At 57.5% G+C, this 16665-nt stretch carries 13 protein-coding genes; 2 read left to right on the forward strand and 11 right to left on the reverse strand.

Annotated elements, in window-relative coordinates:
* Window positions 1-36: 36 nt before the first annotated feature.
* The gene (locus RSQ48_RS16230; RefSeq protein WP_003805172.1) at window positions 37-2646 is read right to left on the reverse strand and encodes a cation:proton antiporter; all 2610 of its coding nucleotides are present in this window, start codon (window positions 2644-2646) and stop codon (window positions 37-39) included.
* 271 nt (window positions 2647-2917) lie between these two features.
* Between RSQ48_RS16230 and RSQ48_RS16235 the strand changes: the two genes are divergently transcribed.
* Complete coding sequence (locus tag RSQ48_RS16235; protein ID WP_003805177.1) at window positions 2918-3355, forward strand: DUF2946 family protein; 438 nt, start codon at window positions 2918-2920, stop codon at window positions 3353-3355.
* Between the two features lie 98 nt (window positions 3356-3453).
* Entirely contained in the window at window positions 3454-5505 is a 2052-nt protein-coding gene (locus tag RSQ48_RS16240) for a TonB-dependent copper receptor (protein WP_336579989.1), read from the forward strand.
* Window positions 5506-5762: 257 nt separating this feature from the next.
* On the opposite strand, the gene rpoH is transcribed toward RSQ48_RS16240, so the two are convergent.
* The 10 genes from rpoH to ubiA form a co-directional block, all read right to left on the reverse strand.
* On the reverse strand, window positions 5763-6659 hold the full coding sequence (gene rpoH, locus RSQ48_RS16245; RefSeq protein WP_003805180.1) for an RNA polymerase sigma factor RpoH: 897 nt from the start codon (window positions 6657-6659) through the stop codon (window positions 5763-5765).
* A 286-nt stretch (window positions 6660-6945) separates the two neighbouring features.
* Window positions 6946-7839, reverse strand: a complete 894-nt coding sequence (gene fghA / locus RSQ48_RS16250) for an S-formylglutathione hydrolase (protein ID WP_003805182.1) — start codon at window positions 7837-7839, stop codon at window positions 6946-6948.
* Window positions 7840-7964: 125 nt separating this feature from the next.
* The gene (locus RSQ48_RS16255) at window positions 7965-9071 is read right to left on the reverse strand and encodes an S-(hydroxymethyl)glutathione dehydrogenase/class III alcohol dehydrogenase (RefSeq protein ID WP_003805184.1); all 1107 of its coding nucleotides are present in this window, start codon (window positions 9069-9071) and stop codon (window positions 7965-7967) included.
* Between the two features lie 154 nt (window positions 9072-9225).
* The gene (clsB, locus tag RSQ48_RS16260) at window positions 9226-10467 is read right to left on the reverse strand and encodes a cardiolipin synthase ClsB (protein ID WP_003805185.1); all 1242 of its coding nucleotides are present in this window, start codon (window positions 10465-10467) and stop codon (window positions 9226-9228) included.
* Between the two features lie 47 nt (window positions 10468-10514).
* The gene (locus RSQ48_RS16265) at window positions 10515-11366 is read right to left on the reverse strand and encodes an endonuclease/exonuclease/phosphatase family protein (protein ID WP_003805186.1); all 852 of its coding nucleotides are present in this window, start codon (window positions 11364-11366) and stop codon (window positions 10515-10517) included.
* Between the two features lie 18 nt (window positions 11367-11384).
* Entirely contained in the window at window positions 11385-13172 is a 1788-nt protein-coding gene (gene aspS / locus RSQ48_RS16270; RefSeq protein ID WP_003805188.1) for an aspartate--tRNA ligase, read from the reverse strand.
* A gap of 42 nt (window positions 13173-13214) precedes the next feature.
* Window positions 13215-13874: a DUF502 domain-containing protein gene (locus RSQ48_RS16275; protein WP_003805190.1), complete on the reverse strand. Its 660-nt coding sequence runs from the start codon at window positions 13872-13874 to the stop codon at window positions 13215-13217.
* Between the two features lie 11 nt (window positions 13875-13885).
* Window positions 13886-14149, reverse strand: coding sequence for an FmdB family zinc ribbon protein (locus RSQ48_RS16280; RefSeq protein WP_003805193.1), 264 nt, complete (start codon window positions 14147-14149; stop codon window positions 13886-13888).
* A 207-nt stretch (window positions 14150-14356) separates the two neighbouring features.
* The gene (locus RSQ48_RS16285) at window positions 14357-15616 is read right to left on the reverse strand and encodes a putative Na+/H+ antiporter (RefSeq protein ID WP_003805195.1); all 1260 of its coding nucleotides are present in this window, start codon (window positions 15614-15616) and stop codon (window positions 14357-14359) included.
* A gap of 43 nt (window positions 15617-15659) precedes the next feature.
* Entirely contained in the window at window positions 15660-16604 is a 945-nt protein-coding gene (gene ubiA, locus RSQ48_RS16290) for a 4-hydroxybenzoate octaprenyltransferase (RefSeq protein WP_039944086.1), read from the reverse strand.
* Between the last annotated feature and the right edge of the window lie 61 nt (window positions 16605-16665).

The following is a 16665-nucleotide window of genomic DNA, read 5'->3' on the forward strand; positions in this document are numbered from 1 at the left end:
AAAAAAACGGGTCACAGCAGACCCGTTTTTTTTCGACTAGGCTTCTGCCGGCCGTTCCCAATCAGGTGGCAAGGGCGGGCCCACAAAGTTTTCTGCCTCGCTCAAGGCATGCGCCAAACCAAACAAGGGTGGCAATTCTTCGTGCTGACGCTGGCCGGACTCGAATTCCTGCCAGACCTGATACGCGCGTTGGCGCTGTCGCACCACGGCCTCGATCTTTTCACTGAAGATGGGATCTTTGCCACGCAAGGTATCGAAATCACGCTCGGTCAGCATCAGCAGGCGGCTATAGCCCAGGGAGCGCACTTCACCAACGTGGTCGCTGTGCTCCACAACATTGACCTCACCAATCGTCTGCCCTGTCCCCAGTTCCACCAGGCTGCCATCAGGCAAGGTCAACTCCAGCGCCCCGGACGCCACAAAGAACATGGCACGCATGCCGCCATAGCGCAAATGGATCTTTTGATCTGGCAGCGCCAGACGTGGACGCAAGCGTCGAGCCAGCTCTTTTTTGGCTTGCTCGGAGATGCCGTCGAACATGGGCACCTGCGCAATCAGCTCCATGGCGCTCATGGTCATGTCCAGAGTGGGACGCTCATCCAGATAGCGCCAGCGTTGCGTAATCTGTTTGACCAGATCCGCATACATCTCGCTGGTAATCAGGGAATGCGACAGCATGGTGCGATAGTGCGCCCGCTCTTGCGAGGCTGCCACACGCGCCAGATAGGATTCCTGCAACCATTGCGCAAACACCGGGTATTGCAGGGTCAGGGAGTGCAGGGCCTCTTCCAGCTGAGACAAACGTAACTTATGGGCCTGCACAATCGTACCGGTCGCCTGTTTCCCCAATAAGGGCGCCAATTCAGTCTCGGCAAAACGAATCAGACGCTGCGCAACCGAGCGTTTGGCGATCAGATTGGAGAAGCGTTTATCCAGTTCGCGTACCAGCCAGCCTTGCAAACCAAACAGATAATGCAGACGCAAAGCGGTACGAAAACCACGCGAATAGCGCAAGTCTGTTGCAATCGCCGCCTCAAAACCGGCCAAACCGGCCAGCCTCACTGTATCGTTCATGCGTTCGGCCCGGCTCAATAGGGCCTCGGCTGTTTTCCAATCCACAATCTGCGATTTCAGCAGCTCGTAAAACAGCTCCACCTCGCGGGCCGATAAAATCGCCATGCCCATTTTGATTTTCTGTGCCTCGGTCAGGCTTTGAATCTGGCCCGACGCCACACCGGCCTGACTGGCCTCAAAAACCGTACAAAGGCGCTCGATCACTTGTGGCTTGATCTGCTCTTGCCGACCCAGTTCCTCGGTCTTGTCGCGCAGCTCTTCCAGCGCCAGACTCACCGCCTGATCGCGCAAATGGCGCTCCAGCGGTGTCAACTGATTCAAACCCAAACGACGAATCAAGGGCCGCAAGCTGATCCCGTTCACAAACAGGGTCAGCAGCACAAAGCCCGTGGTGGCCACACCGATGAACTGGCGCACATCATGCGGAATGGCGTGTTGTTCCGTAACCGCCAAGGCCAGCGCCAGGGAGACTGCTCCGCGCAGCCCGCCCCATAAAATCACCACCCGGTAAGGTCGACTGACCCGAGTGCCAAAGCGAGTACGGCCCAACAGAGGCAGCACGCCAAACACCATCGCAGCACGTGCCAGAAGCGTCACCCCAAACAGCAATACAACCAGACCAATCTGCATCCAGGTGATTTCTGCCATCAGGCGCGGAATCAACATGGCGGCGAACAGAAAAATTAGGGAATTGGCCAGAAACCCCATCTGGGTCCAGGAGCTGCTTAACAGTTCGAAAGTCGCGGGCGACATGCGGGTGCGACCCGTGGAACCCACCACCAAACCGGAAATGACGGTAGCGACCACTCCCGACACACCCAGATAGTGTTCGGATACAAAAAAGGCCAGGTACGCCAAGGCAATGGTCAGGGTTACTTCAGCAGCGGGCCAACCCCGCAAGAGCACAAACAGACCACTGGCCAGCCGTCCCATTAAGAAGCCCGAGATCCCCCCACCCAGAAAACTGAACAGGAAGCTGCCCAGCACCGTACTACCACTTAACTCACCACCTCCGGTCAGCACCGCCAGCAGCACGGAATACAGAGCAATGGAAGCGGCGTCGTTAAACAGGGCCTCCCCTTCGACCAGCGTGGACAACCGTTTGGGTGCGCCCACTTCACGGAAGATGCCCACCACGGCGACAGGGTCTGTCGTGGCCACAATCGCGCCCAACATCAAACAGACTACCAGTCCATAAGACGACGCCGCGTTCAAGGCGTAACCCACGGCAAAGGTACAGACCACCACGGCCACAATTGCCATCATCAAAATGGCACCGATATCATCGAGCAAGCGGCGCAAGTTCATGGCCAGCGATGTCTCGAACAACAAGATGGGCAAAAAGGCGTATAGAAAAGTCTCGGACGAGATGTCGAAGGCCTGCAGGGTATTGAGAAAGTCCGACACCATCTTGGGCGCCCAGGCATGCAAATGCAGCAGGATGCCCAGCGCAAAGCCGATCAAGGCCAGTAGTACGGAATACGGTAGTCGCAGGCGTCCAGCCAAAGGCGGCATAAAGGCGACCAACCCCAACAGGCCTGCCAGTCCAAAAACAAACTGCCCAATGTGCATCGCGACATCCTTTGTCATCGGCATTGACCCGATTGGCATGTGCCTACGCATTCAGACATGGGCAAGCCAGATCGGCACGGAAAATCCCCCCGCTTTCCGCAGGAATCAGAATAGCGCTTTTTCCCCGGCCCACAGCCGCCAAATTATCTTTTTCTCGCAAAATTTACGTTTTTTGGCCTGTGCCGGGGCACACACTCATCCGTAAAGCGGCAACTCAAAACCTGCGCCAGCGCAAATTCGCCCCTGACATAACTGGTTATACTTTCGCATCATGAGTTTTCCGCGCTCCTTCCTCGCCGCCCATGCCTGGCCCCATCGACTGGGCCTGTGTCTGTTGCTGCTGGCTGTGGTGTTGCGCGGAGTCGTGCCAACCGGCTATATGCCTAAACAGGGCGATCAAGGCTATGCCCTGGCCTTTTGTCTGCCTTCCGGACAGAGCCTGCCACCTGAAATGGCGCAACACTGGGCCGCCCTGTTAGGCGAGGACGCCACAGCGCACTCCGATCAGGCCACCACCAGCGCCACCTGCCCATTCTGCGTCATGCTGCAAGCGGCTCTGACACCCGCGCCTGTCGCGCTCGTGACGCCCTTGAGCCTGGGCCATTTCCGGCCCTTGTTGCTTCCGGCACTCCACCCGGCCCTGGCCCAAACCTTTATTCGCGGCCCACCCGTGGGGCCACGCGCTCCTCCCTTCCTTCTTCCTGCCTGATTCCTCGCGTTCGGCGCTGCCGCTACGCTTTCTCTGCCCTGCAGCTCTCGACCAAGCGGGTATGCCGCTGGACGATGGCTGCGCTTTGGAATTTAGTCATGAAGAACCTAGTAAGCCCCGGCCTGATCCGCGCCGGTGTTCTGGCCTGCCTGCCCTCTATGGCCCTGGCCCAAGCCACCGTTATTGATCAACTGAGCCCCATTGTGGTGACAGGTGTGGCCCCCGAGTCGCCCCTGCAATTTAGTACCAACCCCAAGCTGCCCCGCCTGCCCTTGCCGGCCAGCGACGGCACCGACTACCTGAAAACAATTCCGGGTTTTGCCGCCATCCGCAATGGCGGCAGCAATGGTGATCCAGTACTGCGCGGCATGTTTGGTTCGCGTCTGAACATACTGACCAACGGCAGCGCCATGCCCGGTGCCTGCCCGTCCCGGATGGATGCGCCTACCTCCTACATTTCGCCCCAGTCCTTTGATGAGCTGACCATCATCAAAGGCCCACAAAGCGTACGCTGGGGGCCGGGCGCTTCTGCCGGAACGATACGTTTCGAGCGCACAGCACCCGGTTTCACCGAGAACGATGCCACGCTGGAAGCCAGCCTGCTAGGCGGGTCGGCAGGACGCCACGCCGGAAACGTGGATTTCGCGGCCGGCAATGCCTCTTACTATGCCCGCCTGACCGCCAACCAGGACCGCGCGCAGGACTACAAGGATGGGGACGGCGAGCGCGTCCCCTCACGCTGGAAAAAATGGAATACCGATGTCGCCATTGGGCTGACACCCGATAGCGACACTTTACTGGAGCTTAGCGCCGGTACGGGCGACGGGTATGCCCGCTACGCAGGACGTGGCATGGACGGCACGAAGTTCAAGCGCGAAAACCTGGGGCTACGCTTCAAGAAAGAGATGCAGGAAGGGGCTGTGCGCCAGGTGGAGGCCCAGCTCTACTACAACTACGCCGATCACGTTATGGACAACTATGAGCTGCGCCCCTTCAAACCCAGCGCTGGCATGTCCATGCCCATGGCCTCCAATGTGGATCGCCTGACCTGGGGCGGACGCATCAGTGTGGATTGGGCGTTACGCGACGATTTGACCCTGACGACCGGTACCGATGTGATGCGCAGCCGCCATCGCAAGCGCAGCGGTATGGGTATGCAGGATTACCGTGATCAGGATTGGATAAAAGATGCGGAGTTCGACAATATCGGCCTCTTTACCGAGGCGCGTTGGGATCTGAACGATAACAGTCGTCTGATTGGTGGCGCACGTCTGGACTGGGCCAGCGCCCGGGACCTGCGTCCCAGTCTGGGCAGCGGCATGATGAGCAAGCCCAACCCCGGTGCCAACGAACGTCGCAAAGAAACCCTGCCCAGCGCCTTTATACGTATTGAGCATGATCTGCCAAGCCTGCCCTTGAGCCTGTACGCCGGTATCGGCCATGTACAGCGCATGCCAGACTACTGGGAGCTCATTTCTCCAGCCAGCGGCCCACAGGGAAGTCCCAGCGCCTTCCTGGGCATTCAACCAGAAAAAACCACGCAACTGGATATTGGCGCACAGTACAAGGATGACACGGTCTCGGCCTGGGCCTCAGCTTACCTCGGCCAGATTCAGGACTACATCCTGTTCGACTACCTGCCTGGCGGCATGATGGGCAGAAAAACGCAGGCTCGCAACGTCAATGCTCGTATTATGGGTGGCGAATTGGGTGCCGACTGGAAAGTCTCCCCCAGTTGGACGCTGGGCAGCAGCCTGGCCTATGCCTGGGGCAGCAACCGCACAGACAGTCGGGCTCTGCCACAAATGCCCCCTCTGGATCTGCGTTTAACGGCGGACTATGTACACGGCCCTTGGTCTGCAGGCGGTATCTGGCGCATTGTGGCCAAGCAGACGCGCTACGCTCAAGATCAGGGAAATGTGGTTGGTTATGACTTCGGGCCTACCGGAGGATTTAGCACGGTGTCGCTGTACGGAGGCTACAAAATCAACCGTAATCTGTCCCTGACAGCCGGTGTCGACAATCTGTTCAACAAAACCTATGGTGAACACTTGAATCTGGCCGGTAACAGCGGTTTTGGCTTTGGCGCCGCCACGCGCTTTAATGACCCTGGCCGCACCCTCTGGCTACGCGCAGCCCTGTCCTTCTGAGCCTTCCGTATAAGCCCTATCCGGGTCTGACCGACCCGGCTGGGCAAACGGCAGCAGCATCAGGACAAAAAAAGGGACACCTGGTCGGTGTCCCGTAAACATCCGCTTCAAAAGGGAGGGGAAGAGGAGAAGCCGAAGCGGACGTGCAAATGCCGATATGCGTAGGTGGCAAAAATCAGCAAATGTATTGTTTAGTCCGCGAAGATCAGCGTAAGTTCAGCCCTTTTCCCTGAAAAGTTGTAACTCTTTAAAACGGCTTACACGGCAGCAGACAGCGCCACGCGCAGCTTTTTGAACGCGGCCACTTCAATCTGACGGATACGCTCGGCCGACACGCCAAACTCAGCAGCCAGATCGTGCAAAGTGGCACCGCCATCATCCTGCAACCAGCGTGCGCGCACAATCCGCTGCGAACGCTCGTCCAACGTGTCGATCGCCTCTTCCAGGCCACTGCCTTCCAACATGTCCTGAGCGCGGCGCTCCAACACGCGGCTCGGCTCCTCGTGTCCTTCATCGGACAGATAGGAAATAGGCGCGAAATTGTCATCATCGTCGTTGGTCGGGGCCTCCAGAGCCATATCGTGACCCGACAGGCGCACTTCCATCTCGCTGACGTCCTGTGGGCGCACGTCCAACTCACGCGCAATCGCATCGACCTGCGCGGTATCCAAGGTTTGTCCGTCCGGACGCATACGACGCAGGTTGAAAAACAGTTTGCGTTGGGCTTTGGTCGTGGCCACTTTCACCATGCGCCAGTTGCGCACGACGTATTCATGAATCTCGGCCTTGATCCAATGCACGGCAAACGACACCAAACGCACCCCGCGATCGGGATCAAAGCGCTTGACGGCTTTCATCAGGCCCACATTGCCCTCCTGGATCAGGTCGGCATGGGGCAATCCATAACCCAGATATTGACGGGCAATGGAGACCACCAGACGCAGATGCGACAAAATCAATTCACGCGCGGCATCCAGATCATCCTGGTCGCGCAGGCGCTGACCCAGCTCGGTTTCGCGCTCGGCGCTGAGCATGGGCAGGCGGTTAACGGCAGAGATATACGCTTCGATCGTCCCCAGTGCGCCTGGATTAGACACGGCGGCGACCAGTTCATTACCAGACGCCAGGGCCAAAGCGTTCGCTTGTTGTGTCATGGAAAATCCTTAAAAAGTCAGCCGGCGAGAACACTGAGCAAGGCTCTCAAACCGCGGAAAACGCATTTCATCAATGATTGAGTTTAGCACTCGATGCTCTGGAGTGCTAAAAATTTCAGATACAGGAATAAGAGCGTCGCAGCAAGAAAAAGTTCACTCTTTAGCGTCAAACTGCAATAAATCGGTGGGCAGAACACCACAAACAAGCTGAAAACCGTGGCAGCCTGAGAGTAACGCCTTTACGCCCACCTGAAAACAACAAAGTGCGACCTGGTTTATCCGCCAATCACAGGCGCTCGGCGTGAAAGTCCAGGTGGTCCTGAATGAAGGTCGAAATGAAGTAGTAGCCGTGGTCATAGCCTTCGTGGCGACGCAAGGTCAAAGGCTGCTTGGCCTGTTCACAGGCCTGCTCAAAGACGTCCGGATACAGTTGCTCGGCCAGAAAGCCATCGCTCAAGCCCTGGTCCACCAAAATACCAGCCGGATAAGGGGTGCTGCGCTTGCTCATCAAGGCACTGGCGTCGTGCTGCTCCCAGGCCTGACGGTCCTGACCGAGATAGGCACCGAAGGCTTTTTCGCCCCACGGACAACGGCTGGGGGCCGCAATAGGAGCGAAAGCCGATACAGAGCGATATTTACCGGGATGGCGCAGGGCCAAGGTCAAGGCACCATGGCCCCCCATGGAGTGGCCAAAAATACCCACACGACTGGCATCGCCGGGCAAGAGGGTCGTGACCAGATCAAAGAGCTCCTGGCTCACATAGCTTTCCATGCGGTAATGCGTGCTCCAGCCAGGTTCTGTGGCATCCAGATAGAAACCGGCCCCGGTTCCCAGGTCCCAGCCATCGTTCTCTCCTTCCACGCCAGCGCCACGCGGGCTGGTGTCGGGAGCAACGAGCATGATGCCGTGCTCGGCAGCATAGCGCTGAGCACCGGCCTTGATCATGAAGGTTTCTTCTGTGCAGGTCAGCCCAGCCAGGAAAAACAGGACAGGCACACGGCCTTGGCCGACGGCCTCGGCCAGATTGGTCGCACCCTTTTGGGCATGGGCCTGCAACTGAGGCGGCAGGTACACAGAAAAACGCATGGGCAAACCGATCGTCTGCGACGCGTGTTGGTAGTAGCGCTGCCAACCATTAAAACAGCGATGTTCGTTAAGCAGTTCCAGTGTCTGAGTCATAGCCCCCTCGTGTTCTCAATAGCAAATCCGGCCCAGGATCAGTGAAAGCACCCGAAGGCCTCCCACCGCTCCTGGACCGGGATAAAGGGTGCGGGCGCACGCCTGCCCCCTCATGACGATCGCAATCAGTACATCACCACCGAACGAATGGACTTGCCTGCGTTCATCAGGTCAAAGCCTTCATTGATACGCTCCAGCGGCAAGGTGTGGGTGATCAGGTCGTCGATATTGATCTTGCCATCCATGTACCAGTCCACAATCTTGGGGACATCGGTACGACCACGAGCGCCGCCAAATGCAGAGCCTTTCCATTCACGGCCCGTCACCAGTTGGAACGGACGGGTAGCGATTTCAGCGCCGGCCTCGGCTACGCCGATAATGATGGACTGGCCCCAACCGCGGTGACAGCATTCCAGGGCTTGGCGCATGACCTTGGTGTTGCCGATACATTCAAACGAATAATCCGCACCGCCATCAGTCAGTTGAATAATGTGGTCCACCACGTTTTCAACGTCATTGGGGTTCACAAAATCCGTCATGCCGAACTGGCGGGCCATGGCTTCGCGCTCGGGGTTGATATCCACGCCAATGATCTTGTCCGCACCCACCATCTTGGCGCCCTGGATCACGTTCAGGCCAATTCCGCCCAAACCAAACACCACCACGTTGGCGCCCGCTTCCACCTTGGCAGTAAACAGGACAGCGCCCAGGCCGGTGGTCACGCCACAGCCGATGTAGCACACCTTGTCGAACGGAGCATCACTACGGATCTTGGCCAGCGCAATTTCAGGCACCACGATATGGTTGGCGAAGGTCGATGTGCCCATGTAATGGTGAACCGGTTTGCCGCCGATGGAGAAACGCGAGGTGCCATCGGGCATCAAACCCTTGCCCTGGGTAGAGCGAATGGCTGTACACAGATTGGTCTTGCGCGACAGGCAGGATTTGCACTGACGACATTCGGGCGTGTACAGGGGGATTACATGATCGCCAGGGCGCAGGCTGGTGACACCCGCGCCGACATCCAACACCACGCCTGCACCTTCATGGCCCAAAATGGCGGGAAACAAACCTTCCGGGTCAGCGCCCGACAGGGTGTAGTAATCAGTATGGCAAATGCCTGTCGCCTTGATCTCGACCAACACTTCGCCTGCTTTGGGGCCTGCCAGATCGACCTCTTCAATCGTTAGCGGCGCGCCCGCTTTCCAGGCAACAGCTGCACGTGTTTTCATGTGGTCCACCCTCCGGGTAAAAGTAATTATGGTTACGGTCAACTCGGTCCTTCGGGACCAAACTATTAAAGTATAAGAAATATTTTATAAGGCGCGGCCTGTCGGCCGACTCCTTGTATGGGTAAAGCCCCGCCTGAGCAAAGCCGCACCGACCTCAGTACAAGGACGATTTGCCCGTCAAGAGCACACCCAGACGCAACATACCATATGCCAGATAATCGACCAGCCTGCTCAGCCAACCCAGACGCTGATAGTGTTCCTGATGAACCCGCGTGGCATTGTGCTCGATTTCGTATTCCAGCTTGGCCTGCAAATCCCGGGTGAACGGCGCATCCTGAATCAGGACATTGGCCTCACGCGCCAGCAACAGGCTGAACGGGTCCAGATTGGATGAGCCCACCATGGAGTAATCATCAATGACCGCCACTTTGGCGTGCAAGTAACTGGCCTTGTACTCGTACAGCTCGATGCCGTGGTCCAGCAACTGCCCGTACATAAATCTACAGGCCCGATATTGCAGAAAATACTCGGCATGACCTTGCAGCAACAAACGCACCCGCACGCCCCGCTGTGCCGTCTGCTCAATGCGTCGCCGCAGGCTGCGGCCCGGGAAAAAGTAAGCATTGGCCAAAATCACCTGTTGCTGCGCCTTGCCCAGCAGGTGCAAGTAAGCCTGCTCAATCTGCTGACGATAGCGCACATTATCCCGCAGCAACAAGGTGGCCCGGACCCCCTCGAACACCTCTCCGGCCTGCTGCGCTTTCTTGCGAGCCTGACGCCGTTTGCGCCACTCGCGCCAGGTGGTGAAGCGTTGCGTAAAACTGTCCCAGTCCTTGCGTCTGCGCCAGGCCATGCGCAGCCACAAGGCCTGTTGGGCGCGCACCATATCATCGACGATCGGCCCCTCGCAGCGCACGGCAAAATCAAAACGTGGCCTGCCCTTCCCATCGATTAGCGGCACCTCATCAAAATCATCCAGGATATTGATGCCGCCCACAAAACCAATGCGCTCATCAACCACCAGCATCTTGCGGTGCAACCGGCGCAAACGTCGTAGGGATAGACGCGGCTCCCGCCATCCTTTGGGCTTGGGTCGGTAAATTCGATAACGCGCTCGCATGGCCTTTAACTGCTCAGCGATCTGCAAGGCATAGACATCACTGCCAAAGCCGTCGATCACCACACGCACGCGTACCCCTCGCTCACAGGCCCGACGCAAGGCGTCCAGAACACTGTGACCGCTATCATCCAGGTTGAAGATATAGGTTTCCAGATGCAGGCGCTTGGTGGCCTGATCGATCGCCTGACAAATAGCCGGAAAAAACTCCTGCCCATTTTGCAGCAAGGTGATCTGATTACCATCGTGCCAAAGTGGATCGCGCTTCAGACTCGGCATGTTTGCAAGGCCTATGCGTTAAGAAACCACTGAACGGCAAAGCTCCTTCAGGGCAGCTCCAGCTCAGTCAGGATAGGGGCATGATCAGACAACTGCTTCCAGGGGTCCCCCACCAGCACACGGGCATTACGGACCGCGAAACCACGCTGATAAACCCGATCCAGTCGTAGCCAGGGGAATGCCGCTGGGAACGTGCGGGGAGGAGGCGTCATGCGCGCTGCGCCGTTCACACCCAGTTGTATGCCCTGCTCAGGCACCACCAACCCGCTTTTACGCCGGGTACGCAGCCACTTGATGGGCTGGCGCAAGCGGAAACGGTTATCAACCTGTCCGCGAGGCGAGAAAGAAAACACTTCGTACAGGTTCAATTGCTGCACAAAAATCGGGGCCAGCCGGTTATTCCAGTCATTGAAGTCGCCCGCAATCAGCAACGGCTCATCGGCCGGGACAATGCGCTTGATGCGATCGAGCAGCGCCTGCACCTGACGAACCCGGCCACTGTTAAACAGTCCCAGGTGGACCACAATGCAATGCACCGGGCGGCCATCAATATCAATGACCGCATGGAGTAGACCACGCTGCTCCATGCGGTGATCCGAAATATCCTGGTTTTCATACTGCAGGATAGGAAAACGCGATAGCAAGGCATTGCCGTGGTCCGTATACGGACGAACCACATTGCAGCCATAGGCCGTATTCATGCGCAAGGCCGCAGCCAAAGACTCATGCTGGGCGTCCAGACTGCTTTGCAGCTGGTTGCGCCCCTGCACTTCCTGCAAAAACAGCAAGTCGGGAGACAGTCCGTACAGTCCCAGGCGCAAATCCGCCAAGGACTCTCGTTTGCCAGAAGCCGAGCGTCCTTTGTGAATGTTGTAGCTGACTACCCGAATCACTGACACGCCGTCCCCCGATTTGACTTATTTGTTGTCCACGGCCCGCAGACGGATATGCAACTCGCGCAGTTGCTGCTCATCCACCGCCGAGGGGGCCTGAGTCAGCAAACACTGAGCACGCTGCGTCTTGGGGAACGCGATCACGTCACGGATCGAATCCGCGCCCGCCATCAGGGTAACCAGTCGGTCCAGACCCATGGCCAGACCGCCGTGTGGAGGCGCACCGTATTGCAAGGCATCGAGCAGGAAGCCAAATTTGAGCTGAGCTTCTTCAGGGCCAATCTTCAAGGCATTGAATACTTTGCTTTGAACATCGGCGCGGTGGATACGGACCGAGCCGCCACCCACTTCCCAACCGTTCAGCACCATGTCGTAGGCCTTGGCAAAGGCCTTGCCGGGATCGGTTTCCAACAGATCTTCGTGACCATCTTTGGGGCTGGTGAACGGGTGGTGAGCGGCGAAGTAGCGGTTCTCGCCCTCGTCGTACTCGAACATGGGGAAGTCCACCACCCACAGAGGTTTCCAGCCTTCTTCGAATAGGCCGTTTTCCTTGCCGAACTCGCTGTGACCGATCTTGATACGCAGCGCGCCGATCGCGTCGTTGACGATCTTGGCCTTGTCGGCACCAAAGAAGATCAGGTCACCATTCTGAGCACCTGTGCGCTCCATCAACTGCTTCAGAACCTCTACATTGATGTTCTTGACGATGGGCGACTGCAGGCCCTCAGGAATCGAGGTCACATCGTTGACCTTGATGTAGGCCAGGCCCTTGGCGCCGTAAATACCGACAAACTTGGTGTAGGCGTCGATTTCGCTGCGGGGCATGGCGCCACCGCCAGGAATGCGCAAGGCAACCACACGGCAGCTTGGGTCGTTGGCCGGTGCGGAAAAGACCTTGAAATCCACTTCACGCATCAGGTCAGCCACATCCACGAACTCCAGCTTGACGCGCAGATCAGGCTTGTCCGAGCCGTAGCGCTGCATGGCTTCAGTCCAGCTCATGGTGGGGAACTTGGGCAGCTCCACATTTTGCACCGTGCGGAAAATATGTGTGACCATGCCCTCGAAAATCTCGCGAATCTGCTCTTCGTTCAGGAAAGAGGTTTCGCAGTCGATCTGGGTAAATTCGGGCTGGCGGTCCGCACGCAAGTCCTCATCGCGAAAGCACTTGGTGATCTGGTAGTAGCGGTCAAAGCCCGACACCATCAGCATCTGCTTGAACAGTTGGGGCGACTGGGGCAGCGCAAAAAATTCGCCGGCGTTCACACGCGAAGGCACCAGATAGTCGCGAGCGCCTTCGGGGGTGCTCTTGGTCAACATGGGCGTTTCAATATCGATGAACCCCAGGTCGTCCAGGTAGCGACGGGCCTGCATGGACACTTTGTAGCGCAGCATCAGGTTGTTCTGCATTTGCGGACGGCGCAAATCCAGGACACGGTGCGTCAAACGGGTGGTTTCGGACAGATTGTCATCATCAAGCTGGAAAGCGGGTGTGACCGAAGCGTTCAGGATCTCGATTTCGTCACAGACGATCTCGATTTCGCCCGAGCGCAGATCCGAATTGACCGTGCCTTCGGGACGAGCCTGAACGCGACCGGTAATGCGCAGGCAGTACTCATTACGGATGCGCTCAGCCACTTCAAAGGCCTGCACGTTGTCAGGATTGACCACAACCTGCGCCAGACCCTCACGGTCGCGCAGATCAATGAAAATCACACCCCCGTGGTCGCGGCGACGATGTACCCAGCCAAACAAATTGACCGTCTGGCCCAGGTATTCTTTGGAAACCTCGCCGGTATAACACGTACGCATCTAGGATGACTCCGAAATAGTAAAAACTGCAAATTGGAAAATTCAGGTTCCAGCCAAAGGGGGCGTCCCTTCAGGGCCCGCAGGCTGGTCAGAAACTGGGGGTAGGGCTATGGGCTCGACAGGGCTGACCACGCCCATGGATACGATGTATTTAAGCGCTGCATCCACCGTCATGTCGAGCTTGTGAACGTCCGCCCGAGGCATCATCAGGAAAAAACCGGAGGTCGGGTTGGGCGTCGTGGGCACGTAGACACTGACAAAGTCGTCTCCCAGTATCTGCGCCACTTGTCCGCCCGGTGTACCGGTTAAAAAGGCAATGGTCCAGGAGCCGGCCCTGGGATACTGCACCAAGACAGCCTCGCGAAAAGCCTGACCGTCGGGTGCCAACACCGTATCGCTGACTTGCTTGACCGAATTATAAATGGAACGAACCAAAGGAATACGCCCAAGTAGCAATTCCCAACGATCCACCATCGCACGGCCCAGGTAATTGGCCGCCAGCAAACCCGTGCCGAACAAGACCGCCAGCACCAGCAAAATTCTAAAGCCGGGAATCCGCAGGCCAAACAAGGCCTGCGAAGACAGGAACTCCGGCACAACGCTCTCCAGCGTCTCGATCAGCAAGGTCAGCACCCAGACTGTAATGACCAGGGGCACCCAAATGAGCAGACCAGTGACGAAATAACGCTTGAAGGGGCGCATAAGAAATAGTGTTAACTGGACGTTGAAGGCGCAGGCGCCGACGAAGCAGCTGGCGTGGATGCCGAGCCGCTGTCCGCAGGCTTGCTGCCACCCTGGTTACGGAAGTCCGTTACATACCAGCCCGTACCCTTGAGCTGGAACCCGGCCGCCGTTACCTGTTTGGTAAAGGTGGGCTGATTGCATTCTGGACAAACCTCTAAAACGGGGTCCGACATTTTTTGCAGCACATCTTTTTCGTATTGGCACGAGCTGCATTTATACGCATAGATTGGCACGACTCATCCTAACTAAAAAAAGCCGAAACAAATTTCGAGATACCAGTAAATGGGGACGGCACCTGCCCATTTCAAGCCGGCGCCCCGCTCAACGGGCCCCCGCAAACACGTCACGGGAGCGCTTCTGGCTTGATTTTAGCCCTTTTGGCGTTCAATCGCACTGAACTTGCACCCCGCCAGAGTCACCGCGCAAGGTGGGCACCAGGTTCAGATCAGAAACAGGCAGGCAGCAACCAGGGTGGGCGCGGCCGCACTGAGCAACAAGCGCAACGGCGAGATGGCGCCGTCCGGGAAACTGCCTTTCAAAATGGAGAAACCGGCTGGATTGGGCGCATTGGCGATCACTGTCAAACCGCCCCCTGTGACCGCACCCGCGACCAACATGTAACGCCAGATTTCCGAGGTCCCCTCAACCAGGGAGCCCAGGTAAGTCAAGGCCGCGTTGTCGGTGACAGCCGTCAAGGCGGTAGCCCCCCAGAACAGCACCGTGGGCGACAGACCACCCAGCAGATCCTGAAGCCACCATTTTTGTAGTCCACCCAGCACCACCAGCCCTGCCAGGAAAAAGCCGACCATCAAACCTTCACGCACCAGCAAGGGGCTTTGGTAGTGTTTGTACGAGTGGGCATAGCCGATGAACAGCATCAACAAGGCCATGAACACAATTGGATGATGCGCGCCCAAGACAATCGCAACCAGAAAAGCCACATGAATGGCCATGACGGTCACAGGCACGGAACGCTGCGTCTTGGCTTCCTGGGGCATGCCCTGGCCCATTTCCAGCAAGGCCTTGCGGCACACCAGCGTGACCAACGTGGCATTGATCAGCACCGCGACGACCGCACGCCACCCGAAGTGGGTGGACATATAGGCTGTATCCCAGCCAAAGGTACTGGCCACCATCAGGACGGGCGGGGCCGCATAGGCCGTCAGGACGCCGCCGATGGAGACGTTCACAAACAGAACACCCACGGTCAAATACTTGAAGCCGGCATGGCCTTGATGACGGAAATAGGCTTTATGCAGCAGGAGCGCCGCCAGGGTCATGGCGGCCGGCTCGGTAATCAGCGAACCGGCCAGAGGCACCACGGAAATCGTAATGAAATACGTGGAAATCTTGTCAGACATGGGAAGCGCACGGGCCAGGACGGACACCGTCTTGTTCACCAGCTCTAAAATGGGACGGCTGGCCGCGACCACCATGATCGCAAACACGAACATGGGTTCGGTAAAGTTGCGCCCTTCCAGATACTCAATCGCCGACTGTAAATCCACAAAAACAGCCATATAGGCCACCAGCACACAGGCCCACACGCCAAACACCGCCTCAACCTCGGACAACATGTGCCACAGCCCTGCATGGCTGCCGCCTTTATTGGCCAAGCGTGCAAACACCGGAACCGAAAAGGTGTGGACGATGGCAATGGCAAACAGCGCCGTTGCAACATACTCAAGAGGAGAGGCCATTTTTCAAACCTTTAAAACTTTACGTAAATTGCTTGAATACGTATCAAGCCAAACGGAGAGTGCCGGCCAAAGCAGCCACCACCAGCAAGACACCAACCCAGATGTTGGCACGGAAAAGGCGCAGGCCTCGTTCGGGATAGCGCACGTCAAAATGCCGCATTTGCCACAGCAGATGCAGCGCAATCAGCGCCATGACCGCGTAATACAGAATACGCTCGTTCAGCAGATAACCGCCGATCAGCCAGCACAACATGGCGGCAATGTAAAAACCGCTGATCCAGGTCTTGCCTGCCTCGCGAAAACGCAGCGCCGTGGAGTGCAGACCCAGCTTGGTATCGTCAGCCATGTCGATATAGGCATAGATGGAGTCGTAGCCAACCTGCCACAAAATCGCGCCCACCCACATCAGGATGGCACCAAAAGGCACCATGTTCTGGGTGTCCGACCAGGCCATCAACATGCCCCAGTTAAAGCAGATGCCCAGGACCACTTGCGGCCAATAGGTAAAACGCTTGCACAGGGGATAAATCATCACAATCGGGAACAAGGCCAGCGCCAGCCACCGGCTGTATTCATTGATCGCCAACAGCAGCAAGGCACACACGGCCATTTGCGCCAGCACGAAGAGCACGGCCTGACGCATGGTGATCTGGCCACTGGTCAAGGGACGAAAACGGGTACGCTCGACCTGATGGTCGAAATTGCGATCCGCCATATCGTTAAAGCAGCAGCCAATACCGCGCATCAGCAAAGCGCCCAGGGAAAAGATCACCAGACGCCACAAGGTGGGCAGTCCGTCCGCGGCCTGCACCAGAGCGGCAAGCGCGGGCAGCAGAGTCAACCAGGTGCCTACTGGCCTATCCAAGCGGCACAGCCGGGCATACGGCCCCCAGGAGGCAGGCAGATAGCGGGCTACCCAATCATTGTTGGGGCGCATATCCGACAGATCTGGACGCGGGGGGGCTTTCGAAGCGGATGGAGATGTCATAGAGGTAAAACCCAAATCCAGGCCCTGGGCCATAGACCGAAAACAAGCATACCCTCTGACA

This window comes from Alcaligenes sp. SJTW-7 (genome assembly GCF_047716895.1).
GTDB lineage: Bacteria > Pseudomonadota > Gammaproteobacteria > Burkholderiales > Burkholderiaceae_B > Alcaligenes > Alcaligenes ammonioxydans.